Raw genomic sequence first — 12,097 nt, 5'->3', positions numbered from 1 at the left:
GGCGGCCGCCGGCGCGCTATGCATGGTTATATGGGCGCGAACCCGCTTTTCGCGGCGTTGCTGACGGCTCTCCGGCGCGTGCGGGCAGCACCATCGGGGGCGTTTGCTTGATGTCAGACGTGAAAAAACGCCGGCCTGTGAGGGCCGGCGTTTTTTTATTCGGTGGTGAAACCCGTCCTCCCCCGGCGGACCGGGAGAGGACGGGTTGACCGCGGTGAAAGCCGGAGTGTCTAGCCCTGCTTCACCATCTCTTTTTCCATCGTCTCGAACGTCTCCTTCACCTTGCCTTCAGGCGCGGCGGTGACGGCGTCCACCACGAGGATCGCGATGCACGAGGCGATGAAGCCCGGGATCAGCTCGTAGACCATGCCGGAGAGATTGGTCTGCGACCCGTCCCACATCACGGTGATGGGCGCATAGAGCCAGAACAGGACCACCACGGCGCCGGTGACCATGCCCGCGATCGCCGCGGCCCGGCTCATGGACTTGCGGTAGAGGCTGAACAGGATCAGCGGACCGAAGGCCGAGCCGAACCCGGCCCAGGCGTTGGAGACCAGGGTGAGGATATTGCTGGACCGGTCGAAGGCCAGCGCGATCGCCACCAGAGACACGCCCAGCACCGACAGCCGGCCGATGAGCACCAGCTCCTTCTGGCTGGCTGAGCGGCGCACGAAGGTCTTGTAGAAATCCTCCGTCAGCGAGCTGGAGGAGACCAGAAGCTGGGACGAGATCGTCGACATGATCGCCGCCAGGATCGCCGCCAGAAGGAAGCCGCCCACCAGCGGGTGGAACAGGATCTGGCTCATCACGATGAAGATCGTTTCAGGATCGCTGAACTCCACGCCCGCCTCGGCGATCGCGCCTTCATTGACGGTGAGGAAGGCCAGGCCAAGAATGCCGGTGAGCACAGCGCCGATGACGGTGATGACCATCCAGGTCATGCCGATATAGCGCGCCGCGGCGATGTCTTTCAGCGACCGGATTGCCATGAAGCGCACGATGATGTGCGGCTGACCGAAATAGCCAAGGCCCCAGCTCATGGCGGAGATGACGCCCAGAATGCTCACGGCGGTGAGGGTCTCGGGCAGCATGGACAGATAGTTGGGCGCGTCGGTGGCGCCGCGGGTGATGTCGGCGATTTCACCGAGATTTCCAAGCTGCATGTAGGCCACGATGGGCACCATGATCAGCGCCACGAACATGATCACGCCCTGCACGAAGTCTGTCAGGCTCACCGCCAGGAATCCGCCCACCAGGGTGTAGGCGATCACCACGCCGGCCGTGACGAACAGGCCGATGCGGTAGTCCAGCCCGAAGCTGGCTTCAAACAGCTTGCCGCCGGCCACAACGCCGGACGAGGTGTAGAGCGTGAAGAAGATCACGATCACCACCGCCGAGATGACGCGCAATATGCGGGTCTTGTCGTCGAAGCGCTTTTCAAAATAGTCGGGGATGGTGATCGCGTCGTCGGCCACTTCGGTGAAGACCCGAAGGCGCGGCGCCACCAGCAGATAGTTGAAATAGGCCCCGATCACGAGGCCCACCGCGATCCACGCCGCGCCCAGACCCGAGACGTAAATCGCGCCGGGAAGGCCCATGAGCATCCAGCCGGACATGTCCGAGGCGCCGGCCGACAGCGCGCCCACGGCCGGGTGGAGCTTGCGTCCGCCGAGCATGTAGCCCGACACGTCGTCGGTGGATGTCTTATAGGCGTAAAACCCGATGCCGAGCATCAAGGCGAAATAGCCCATAAGCGAGATGATCGCTTCAATCTGCATGGATTTTGACCCCTCCGTTCAGACGTAAAAAAGCGCGTCGGCGGGGACCGCCCGCCGGCGCGCCTGCGATGTGGCTGCGCGTCTACGGCCGCGTCTGGCCGGCGCCGCGCACGCGGTATTTAAAGCTGGTGAGCTGTTCCAGGCCCACCGGCCCGCGCGCATGCATCTTGCCGGTGGCGATGCCGATCTCCGCGCCCATGCCGAATTCCCCGCCGTCGGAGAACTGGGTGGAGGCGTTGTGCATCACCACCGCGCTGTCGACCTCGGTGAGGAAGCGCTCGGCCGCCGCAGCGTCCTCGGCCAGGATCGCGTCTGTGTGATTGGAGCTGTGCTCGGAGACGAAGGCGATGCCTTCATCAAGGCCGTCGACGATCTTCACTGAAAGGACGGCGTCGAGGAACTCGGTGCCGAAATCATTGGCCGCCAGCGGCTTGATCCGCGAATCCAGCGCGATGGCGTCGGCTTCGCCGCGCATCTCGAAGGCGCCCTTGGCCTCCAGCGCATCAAGCGCCTTGGGCAGGAAGTCGCCCGCGACAGCGCGGTCCACCACCAGGCTCTCGGTGGCGCCGCACACGCCGGTGCGGCGCAGTTTGGCGTTGGCGAGCACCGCGGCGGCTTTGTCCAGGTCGGCGCTGGCGTGAACATAGGTGTGGCAATTGCCGTCCAGGTGCAGAAGCGTCGGCACCCGGGCCTGATCGCGCACGCGCTCCACAAGCGACTTGCCGCCGCGCGGGATCACCAGGTCCACGGACTCGACGCATTCCAGCAGCGCGCCCACGGCTTCGCGGTCGGTGGTGTCGATCATGGTCACGCAGGCTGCGGGAAGGCCGGCGGCTTTCAGACCCTCGGCCAGGCATTCCACGATCACGCGGCTGGAGTTCAGGCTTTCCGAACCGCCGCGCAGGATGACGGCGTTGCCCGATTTCAGGCACAGCGCGCCGGCGTCCGCACCCACGTTCGGGCGGCTCTCATAGATCATGCCGATGACGCCGATGGGCGTCGCGGTGCGCTCGATCACCAGGCCGTTGGGGCGCTCGGTGCGGTGCAGGACGCGGCCCACCGGATCGGGCAGGGCGACGATCTGGTCCAGCGCGTCGGCCATGGCGTTGATGCGGTCTTCGTTCAGCTCCAGACGATCCACGAAAGAGGCGGGCTTGCCCTTGTCCTTCACGCTGGCGACGTCCTTGGCGTTGGCCTCGACTAGGCGGGCCATATTGGCGCGCAGGGCCTCGGCGGCCTTGGTCAGCGCGGTGTTCTTCTGCTCGGTCGTGGCCGAGGCGAGGGCGCGCGAGGCTTTCTTCGCTTCGGCGGCGAGGCCGTTCACGTACGCTTTGGCGTCGAACTGGGTGGTGGTCTCGGCGGTCATGATGTCGTCCTCTTCAAATCTGTGGGGAAGCTCCGTGCGGTGCGGCGCCTATCCGGCGCGCAGCTCGCAGGCGCGGTCGTAGGCGGCTTGAAGCGCGCCCTTTACATGGTGGGTGAGCACATCGTTCTCATTGAGTTTCGAAACCCCGGCGGCCGTCGTGCCGCCCTTGCTCATGATGGAGTCCCGTAACGCCTCGAACGTCTCGCCGGTTTCTTCAGCCAGCGCCATGCAGCCCGCGATGGTCTGCAGGACCAGCGCCCGGCTCTGCGCTTCGTCGAAGCCGAGATCTTGGGCGGCCTGCTGATAGGTGCGTGCGAATTCATAGACATAGCCCGGACCGGAGCCGGCCGCGGCGGTGATGCGGTCAATCTGGTCCTCGTCGGCGAGCCAGATCGCGGTTCCCACGGCTTCGCCCATGCGGTCGGCGAGCTTTTTCTGCTCCGGGGTGATGCCATCCTGGGCGAAAAGGCCCGACACGCCCTGCGCGATGCGCGCCGGCATGTTCGGCATCAGGCGCACCGCCGGGCGGCCGCCCACGGCCTTGGAAATCGTGGCCGCACTGGTGCCGGCGGCGATGGAAAGCCCGAAGCCGTCATTTTTCAGAAGGCCGGCGGCCTGGGGGATCGCCTTGTCGATGAGCTGGGGCTTCACCGCTACGATCAGCGCGTCGAAAGTCTGGCCGGACAGAGCATCGGCGGAGGCGACGACTTTTACGCCGTCGGGAACGTCCGGGCCGGCCGGGTCAATGACGGTGACCGTCACGCCGTCCAGCTTCGCCCACTGCGCCAGCAAGGCGCCGCCCATGTTTCCACATCCGACCATCAGGACCGAGTTCGACACGCGTGCTCCTTTTTATCGCGGACCGCCAGAATGCGTCTGGCCGGTCATAAAAAACAGCGCCGACGAGGCTTTCGTCAGCGCGATCCGAGTAGACACTTAGTGCACGAAGGATTCTGATTCAACAGGTTTGGCGCGTCGAGTCGCAGGCGTGACCTAAATGGGACGTAAACAAGTTGATTGCACTTTTCTTACGGTGTGAGCAGCTCGCCCCTTGTAAAAGTTCGCCTTGAAAGTACTTTGAGCGCCGAAAAACAGACCGGGTGTGGCCGGTCGCCCACTTTTGGAGGCATAGTTTGTCCGAGCGTAAACGCGTCGTTCTCAAAATCGGTTCTTCACTTCTCGCCAATTCCGAGCACCTGACTCTGCGTTACGCCTTCATGCATGGCGTGATGGAGGATATCGCCCGGCTGCGCGAAGAGGGGATCGATGTGATCCTGACCAGCTCGGGCGCCGTGGCGATCGGCCTGTCGACCATGGGCGTTTCGCCCGAGGAGGCCGGCATTCTGGACAAGCAGGCCGCCGCCGCCTGCGGTCAGCCGCTCCTGATGAACGCCTACAAGCAGATCGCTCTGGAATACGGCTTCGACATCGCCCAGGTGTTGGTGACGTTGGAGGATCTTGAAGATCGCCGGCGTTTCCTGAACACCAAGAACACGATCACGCGCCTGATCGAGCACGGCGTGCTGCCCATCGTGAACGAGAACGACTCGGTGACCACCCAGGAGATCAAGGTGGGCGATAATGACCGCCTCGCCGCCAAGGTCGCCCAGATGATCCAGGCCAAGGAGCTGGTGATCCTCACCAGCGTGGACGGTCTTTACGACCGCGATCCCGAAGATCCCGAGGCCCAGCACGTGCCCGTCGTCGAGGACGTGTCGGGCTATCTGGAGGTCACCACATCGGTTTCCGAGCTTGGAACGGGGGGCATGCTCACCAAGATGCGCGCCGCCAACATGGCCCAGAACGCCGGCTGCCACACGCTGATCGGCAAGGGCGAGGTGGACCGGCCGCTGTCGGCGATCCTGTCAGGTGAGCGCAAGCACACCCGGTGCGTGGCCATCGGCGATCCGGATTCCAGCTGGCGCATCTGGCTCACCGACCGGCTGCAACACGCCGGCGGCCTGGTGGTCAGCGCCGAAGCCGCCGAGCGCCTGGGGACTGAAAAGTCTGAAATCTGCCGTGCGGACATCATTTCGGTTCAGGGTGATTTCAATAAGGGCGACGTGCTCCACGTCTATGACGAGAACGGCGAGGAACTGGCGCGCGGCATGTCCAATTTCTCCAGCGCAGAGACGCTTCTGCTGGCGCGCAATCTGGACCGCAAGGTGAGAGAATTGCTGGGCTTTGAAGCGACGCCGCGGATCATCTCGGCGGAGAACATGGCGATCCTCAAGGAGCACCATCTGCCCTGGGACGCGCCCACCGAGGAACTCACCGAAGTGGGCTGAGGGCCGTCGCGCCTGCTGCGGCGAGCGGGCGCTTGCGCGCCCGGCGTCGCGGGCGCATGATTGCATCCGTTAAAAGCGCTGGTGGAGGAGAGTGATCGACATGGCCATTGTGTTCGCCCTTCGGGCCGGCGTCGCCGGTCTTCGCCTTCGCGCCTGACGCGCGGCGAAGCCCCCTTTCGTCAGCCCTGATCGCCTGAAACGCACCGGTTCGCGCCGATGCGGCGTGAAACCGAGCTTGCGGCGTACGCAGGCCTGACGGATAGACCCTTGATGACTTTTGATCTTACCGAGCTGGGATTGCGCCCGGCCATGCTCGCTGATATCGACCCCGAGACCGAGAGCGCCCACGATATCGCCCGTGTCTCCACCGTCCACCGTGACGCCCTTGAGGTGATCACCGTCGACGGTCCGGCGCGCCTGCATCCTGCTTCGATCACCGAACCTGAAGACCGTCCCACCGTGGGCGATTTCGTGCTGATCGACTGGTCGCTGCAGCGCCCGGCCCGCGTCCTGCCGCGCACCAGCCTGTTCAAGCGCAAGGCCGCCGGCCACGAGGTGAAGACCCAGCTCATCGCCGCCAATGTGGACACCGGCTTCATCGTCAGCTCCTGCAACGCCGATTTTTCGCCGGCGAGGCTGGAGCGCTATCTGGCCATGGTGCGCGAGGCCGGCGCCGAGCCGGTGATTCTTCTCACCCGGGCCGATCTCGCCCGGTCGGCGCCGTATCTCGCCGATGCGCGCGCCATCGCCGGATCGGCTCATGTGGAGGCGGTGAACGCCCTCAACGCCGCAAGCCTCGAGGTGCTGGCGCCCTGGACGGCGGCGGGCCAGACCGCGGTGCTCATCGGCTCGTCCGGCGTGGGCAAGACCACTCTGGTCAATACGCTCACCGGCGAGCACGGCGATACCGGCGGCGTCCGCGAGGATGACGGCAAGGGCCGCCACACCACCCGCGCCCGCACGCTCCACCGGCTGAAGACCGGCGGCTGGATCATCGACACGCCGGGCGTGCGCGAGCTGGCGCTGGCGGATGTGGATGAAGGCCTGGCGGCGACCTTTGACGATCTCGCCGCGCTGGAGGCCCGGTGCCGGTTTTCCGACTGCGCCCATGGCGGCGAGCCGGGCTGCGCGGTGGCCGAGGCCATGCAAGCCGGCGTGCTGGACGAGGAGCGCTGGCGCCGGTTTGAAAAGCTCAAGCGCGAGGCGGCCCGCAATGACGCGACGCTGGCGCAACGCCGGGCGTCGGGCAAGGCCACCGGCAAGCTGCACAAGCGGGTCCAGGGCGAAAACCGGCGGTCCAAGCGGCGCGACTAGGCCGCCGCCGCCGTTGCGCAGCGACCGAAAAGCCACAGCTTGAAGGGCGACTATACCGTCTGGACGGTTTGGACTTGTAAAACCGTCCAGACGGTATAGATGCAGTGCAGCATTATAGCTGCTCCCGGAGCCTCCATGGCCCTCCAGTCCGAAGACGCCAAGCCGACCACGCCCGACCTCATCCTGGATGCGGCCGAGCGGGTGGTGGCGCGCGACGGTGCGCGCAAGCTCACCATAGATGCGGTGGTGCGCGAGAGCGGCTTCTCCAAGGGCGGCGTGCTTTATAATTTTCCGTCCAAGCTGGATCTGATCAAGGGCATGGTCACGCGCATGGTGGAGAGCTTCACCGCGCGCCATCACGCCGCCGTGCGCCAGGCTGAAGCCGACGGAACCGCGCCCTTGCGCGCCATGGTCGAGGCGCTGGTCTGCAAGGAGCCGGAGCTGGACCGCTCGGTTTCCATGGGCCTTCTGGCCGCCATTGCCGAAAATCCCGAACTGATCGACCCGGTCCGCGACGCCATCGCCCTCATGCGCGCCGACATCCTCGCCCATGCGCGCGATCCGGAACTCGCCAATATCGTGCTGCTCGCCGCCGACGGGCTGCACTTCTCCCATATTCTCGGCCTCGACATCCTCTCCGAAACGGAGCGCGGCGCCGTAGAAGCCCGCCTCCTCGCGTTGGTCACGGAGCCTTCCTGATGACATCGATCTTACGTCTCCTCCCCCTTGCGGCGCTGCTCGCCGCCGCCTGCTCGCCGCCGCCGCCGGAAGCCGAGCCCGAGGTGCGCGCCGCGCGTATCGAGATGGTTAGCCCGGCGCAAAATGCTGCGGTGCGCGAATTTGTCGGCCGGGTGGAGGCCCGGCTCACCGTGGATCTGGCGCCCCAGGTGGGCGGTCGGCTCGCCGACTTTCCCGTGAGCGAGGGTGAAATCCTGGACGAGGGCGCCCTTGTGGCCCGTCTGGAGACCCAGGATTTCGAGCGCGCCTTGCGTGAGGCGCGCGTGCAGCTCCAGCAGGCCCGCCAGAACCTTGAGCGCCAGCAGACCCTGCATGAGCGCGGCATCGCATCGGACGCGGCGCTGGAAGACGCCCAGACCGCCTATGACTTGCGCGCCGTGGGCCTTGATAATATGCGCCAGAGCCTTGAATACGCGACCGTGTCCGCGCCCTTTCAGGGCCTGGTGAGCCGGCGCCTGGTGGACAATTTCTCCACCGTGGCGGCCGGCCAGCCCATCGCAAGGCTGCAGGATGTCAGCGAGCTGCGCGTGGCCATTCAGGTGCCGGAAGCCGTGCTGGCCATGGTGAATGAGAGCGACCCGCGCGAGATGACCGCCCGCTTTCCCTTCCTGCCCGACCAGTCCTTCTCGCTGGAATTTCGCGAGCTGGTGGCCGAGCCGAGCCAGGCGAGCCAGACCTACACCGCCCTGTTCGCCCTGCCGGGTGACATCCCGGCCAATATCCTGCCGGGCATGACGGCCAATGTCCGCATCATCACCGAGCCGGACCAGGACGCGAATCTGGATGCGGTCAACGCGCCGGTGAGCGCGCTCACGGCGGCGCCGGACGGGGGCTTTCTGGTCTTTGTCTATAATCCGTCCAGCGGCGAAGTGACCTCGCGCCGGGTGGGCGTGGGACCTGTCACCGGAGAGACCGTGCTCATCGAGACCGGACTAGCCGCCGGCGAGCAGATCGTCACCGCCGGAGTCACCGCCCTTCATGACGGCATGCGCGTGCGCCCGCTGGAGCGCTCGCGCACCGCGTCCGGACTGCGTTAGGACCAGAGCTCATGAGCACCGACACTCAAAGCGCGCCGTCCGACGGTGCGGGGTTCAATCTCGCCCGCCTGTCCATCCAGCGCCCGGTTCTGGCCTGGCTGGTGGTGGTCGCCTGCCTTCTGGGCGGGCTTTGGGGCTTCGACACGGTGGGCCGGCTGGAGGATCCCTCCTTCACCATCAAGGAGGCCATCGTCTTCACCCCCTATCCCGGCGCCAGCGCCGAGGAGGTTGAGGCCGAGGTCACAGAGCGCCTGGAGACCGCCATCCAGCAGATGGGCGAGCTGGACGAGCTGTTTTCTGAATCCGCGCCGGGGGTCAGCGAGATCCGCGTGCGCGTGCGCGATGAATTCGACGGCTCCGAACTGCCCCAGGTGTGGGACGCGCTGAGAAAACGCGTCCGCGACGCCCAGGCGAGCCTGCCGCCCGGTGTCGGTTCTTCAACGGTGTTTGACGATTTCGGCGACGTTTACGGCATTCTCTACGCCGTCGTGGCGCCGGGCTATTCCGACGCTGAAGTGCGCGACATCGCCGAATATCTGCGCCGCGAGCTTCTGGTGGTGGAGGGGGTCTCCAAGGTGGAGACCGGCGGCGTGCCCGAAGAGCGCATCTATGTCGAGATCCCCCAGGAGAACCTCGCCCGCCTCGGCCTGCCGGTGACCTCCGTTCTGGAAACCCTGTCCACCGAGAACGCCGTGGTGCAGGCCGGCGAAACCCCCGCCGGCGGGCGGCTTTTGCGCATCGATATACCCCAGCGCCTGGGCGGGGTGGACGCGATCGAGAACCTTTTGATCAATCCCGGCGATGCGGGCGGAACGCTGCGCCTGTCCGACATCGCCGAGGTGCGCCGCGCCCCGGTGGAGCGCGCCGACCAGTACATCTATCACAGCAATCAGCGCGCCTTCACGATCGGCGTGTCGGGTCTGGCCGACGCCAATATCGTGGACGTGGGCGTCGCCGTGGAGGCGCGCCTGGCGCTGCTGGACGCCGAGCTGCCCGTGGGCGTGGAGCTGAGGCCGATCTATGAGCAGCACGTGGTGGTGGACGAATCCATCAACGGCTTCCTGATCAATTTGCTCATGTCGCTGGCCATCGTGATCGGCGTCTTGTGCGTCTTCATGGGCTGGCGCGCCGGTATCGTGGTGGGCGCGGTCCTGCTTTTGACCATTTCGGGCACGCTGGGCTTCATGGCGATCTTCGATATCACCATGCAGCGCATCTCGCTGGGCGCGCTGATCATCGCCATGGGCATGCTGGTGGACAACGCCATCGTCGTGACCGAGGGCATGCAGATCGCCGTGCAGAAGGGCGAGCGCCGCCTGAAGGCCGCCGAAGACGCCGTGAGCGCCACCCAGTGGCCGCTCCTGGGCGCGACGATCATCGGGATCATGGCGTTTTCCGGCATCGGCCTGTCGCCCGATTCCACCGGCGAGTTTCTGTTCTCACTGTTCGCGGTGATCGGGATTTCGCTCATGCTGAGCTGGCTTCTGGCCATCACCGTGGCTCCGATGATCGCCTATCATTTGTTCAAGTCGGAAAAAGGGACGGGCGCCAACCCCTATGGCGGGCCGATCTACACCGCCTATCGCGGCGTCCTGACCGGAGCGCTGAAGGCGCGCTGGATCACCGTGGCGGCGTTGATCGTTATCACCATCGCCAGCTTCTGGGGCTTCGGGTTTGTGAAGAACAGCTTCTTTCCAAACTCCAACACGCCGATGTTCTATGTGAACATCTCCGAGCCCCAGGGCTCCGACATTCTGGAGACCGACGCCACGGTGCGCGACATTTCGCGCTTCGCCGCCGCCCAGCCTGAAGCCGTGACGGTGGACGCGTTTGTGGGCCGGGGCGCGACGCGCTTCATGCTCACCTATTCCAGCGAACAGCCCAACACCGCCTACGGCCAGCTGGTGGTGCGCACCGACAATCTGGAAGACATCCCGGATCTCGCCCGGCGTATCGTCGACTATGCCCGCGAAACCCATCCAGACATCGAGGTGCGCTCTGAACGCATCGTCTTCGGTCCGCCCGGCGGCGCCCAGCTGGAAGCCCGCTTCCAGGGTCCCGACGCCGACGTGCTGCGCCGGCTGGGTGAAAGCGCCATGGCCGAGCTGCGCGCCAGCGGCGACGTGCGCGATCTGAGGGTCGACTGGCGCAATCGCGAGCTGGCGCTGGAGCCGCGCCTTGTGGAGGACCGGGCCCGCTCCATCGGCCTGACCCGCGCCGATATCGGCGACTCCCTGCGTTTCGCCACGCAGGGCCAGCAGGTGGGCGTTTACCGCGAGGGTGATGATCTCATCCCCATCATCGCCCGCGCGCCGGACGCCGAGCGGATACAGCCGGAAAACCTCTCCGACCGCCTGATCTGGAGCCCGGCGCAGAACGCTTACATCCCCATGAGCCAGGTGGTGGACGGGTTTGAACTGACCGCTCAGGACACGCTGATCCAGCGTCGAAACCGGGTGCGCACCCTCACCGTCCAGGCCAATCCGGCGCCGGGTGAAACCGCGGCGGAGGCGTTCGAGCGCTTCTCGGCGATCGTGGAGGATATCGAGCGTCCGCGCGGCTACACGCTGGAATGGGGCGGCGAGCACGAAGCCAATATCCAGGCCAATGAGAGCCTGGGCGGCGTTCTGCCCTTCTCCTTCCTGGTGATGGTCGTGACCTCGATCCTGTTGTTCCAGACCGTACGTCAGCCGCTGATCATCTGGCTGATCGTGCCCATGAGCCTCATCGGCGTGACGGCGGGGCTCCTGATCACCAATGTCGCCTTCTCGTTCACCGCGCTTCTGGGCCTTTTGTCGTTGTCGGGCATGTTGATCAAGAACGCCATCGTTCTGGTGGACGAGCTTGATCAGCGCATACGGCGGGGCGACGATCGCTTCGACGCCGTGCGCGACGGCTCGGTGAGCCGCCTGCGGCCGGTGATGCTGGCGGCCGGCACGACGATCCTGGGCATGACGCCCCTGATCTTCGACGCCTTCTTCCAGGGCATGGCCGTGACCATCATCTCCGGCCTCGCCTTCGCCACGGTCCTGACCCTCATCGCAACCCCGGTGATCTACGCCCTGTTCTTCAAGATCCGGGCTGGACGGCGCGAGGCGAAGGACGAAGCGCCCGCCACGGCCTAGGCGCAAAGACAAACCCCGGCGCGTCGGCGCCGGGGTTTGTTCATTTCAGCAAGGCCAAGGCGTGTCAGATCGCGCTCTGGATCCACTGCTCGATCTTGGACTTGGCCATGGCGCCGACCTGGCGGCTGACTTCCTCGCCGTCCTTGAAGATCAAGAGCGTCGGGATCCCGCGCACGCCATACTTCGACGGGGCCATGGGGTTCTGGTCGATATTGACCTTGGCCACCGTGATCTTGCCGGATTGCTCCTTGGCGATCTCTTCAAGCGCCGGCCCGATCTGCTTGCAGGGGCCGCACCACTCCGCCCAGAAATCCACCAGGACGGGGCCGGTCGCCTTAAGGACGTCGGCCTCGAAGCTGTCGTCGGAAACCGCTTTGGTCGCCATGGGCCATGCTCCTTGATTAAAACCGTTCAAAGCGACTCGCGCGTCTTTCGTGCGGGTCGCGGTATA

9 protein-coding genes are annotated in these 12,097 nt (G+C 65.5%); 5 read left to right on the top strand and 4 right to left on the bottom strand.

What is annotated here, in order from left to right; translation table 11 throughout:
• Positions 1-230 precede the first annotated feature (230 nt).
• The 3 genes from putP to ACWCOP_RS12435 all read right to left on the bottom strand — a co-directional run bounded on the left by putP (position 231) and on the right by ACWCOP_RS12435 (position 3,984).
• A complete protein-coding gene (gene putP / locus ACWCOP_RS12445) occupies positions 231-1,778 on the bottom strand; it encodes a sodium/proline symporter PutP (RefSeq protein WP_478248610.1) in 1,548 nt (515 codons plus the stop codon).
• Between the two features lie 82 nt (positions 1,779-1,860).
• Positions 1,861-3,144 carry a glutamate-5-semialdehyde dehydrogenase gene (locus tag ACWCOP_RS12440; protein ID WP_478248609.1) on the bottom strand — a complete coding sequence of 428 codons (1,284 nt, stop codon included), beginning with the start codon at positions 3,142-3,144 and terminating at the stop codon, positions 1,861-1,863.
• 48 nt (positions 3,145-3,192) lie between these two features.
• Positions 3,193-3,984, bottom strand: coding sequence for a pyrroline-5-carboxylate reductase family protein (locus ACWCOP_RS12435; RefSeq protein WP_478248608.1), 792 nt, complete (start codon positions 3,982-3,984; stop codon positions 3,193-3,195).
• 293 nt (positions 3,985-4,277) lie between these two features.
• On the opposite strand from ACWCOP_RS12435, the gene proB reads away from it, so the two are divergent.
• The 5 genes from proB (at position 4,278) to ACWCOP_RS12410 (ending at position 11,646) form a co-directional block, all read left to right on the top strand.
• Positions 4,278-5,432 carry a glutamate 5-kinase gene (proB, locus tag ACWCOP_RS12430; RefSeq protein WP_478248607.1) on the top strand — a complete coding sequence of 385 codons (1,155 nt, stop codon included), beginning with the start codon at positions 4,278-4,280 and terminating at the stop codon, positions 5,430-5,432.
• Positions 5,433-5,702: 270 nt separating this feature from the next.
• Complete coding sequence (gene rsgA / locus ACWCOP_RS12425; protein ID WP_478248606.1) at positions 5,703-6,746, top strand: ribosome small subunit-dependent GTPase A; 1,044 nt, start codon at positions 5,703-5,705, stop codon at positions 6,744-6,746.
• A gap of 135 nt (positions 6,747-6,881) precedes the next feature.
• Positions 6,882-7,445 (top strand): TetR/AcrR family transcriptional regulator, encoded by a 564-nt coding sequence (locus ACWCOP_RS12420; protein WP_478248605.1) that lies wholly within the window; start codon positions 6,882-6,884, stop codon positions 7,443-7,445.
• Positions 7,445-8,521 carry an efflux RND transporter periplasmic adaptor subunit gene (locus ACWCOP_RS12415; RefSeq protein WP_478248604.1) on the top strand — a complete coding sequence of 359 codons (1,077 nt, stop codon included), beginning with the start codon at positions 7,445-7,447 and terminating at the stop codon, positions 8,519-8,521. The genes ACWCOP_RS12420 and ACWCOP_RS12415 overlap by 1 nt, the downstream gene beginning before the upstream one ends.
• Positions 8,522-8,532: 11 nt before the next feature.
• Positions 8,533-11,646 carry an efflux RND transporter permease subunit gene (locus ACWCOP_RS12410; protein WP_478248603.1) on the top strand — a complete coding sequence of 1,038 codons (3,114 nt, stop codon included), beginning with the start codon at positions 8,533-8,535 and terminating at the stop codon, positions 11,644-11,646.
• Positions 11,647-11,710: 64 nt separating this feature from the next.
• Here ACWCOP_RS12410 and trxA read toward each other — a convergent pair whose 3' ends face one another.
• Entirely contained in the window at positions 11,711-12,031 is a 321-nt protein-coding gene (trxA, locus tag ACWCOP_RS12405) for a thioredoxin TrxA (RefSeq protein ID WP_478248602.1), read from the bottom strand.
• Positions 12,032-12,097: the final 66 nt, after the last annotated feature.

It is taken from the genome of Apolloniradiicaulis salifontis (assembly GCF_053756655.1).
The sequence above is the reverse complement of the archived record's forward strand: the minus strand, read 5'-3'. Positions and strand labels throughout refer to the sequence as shown.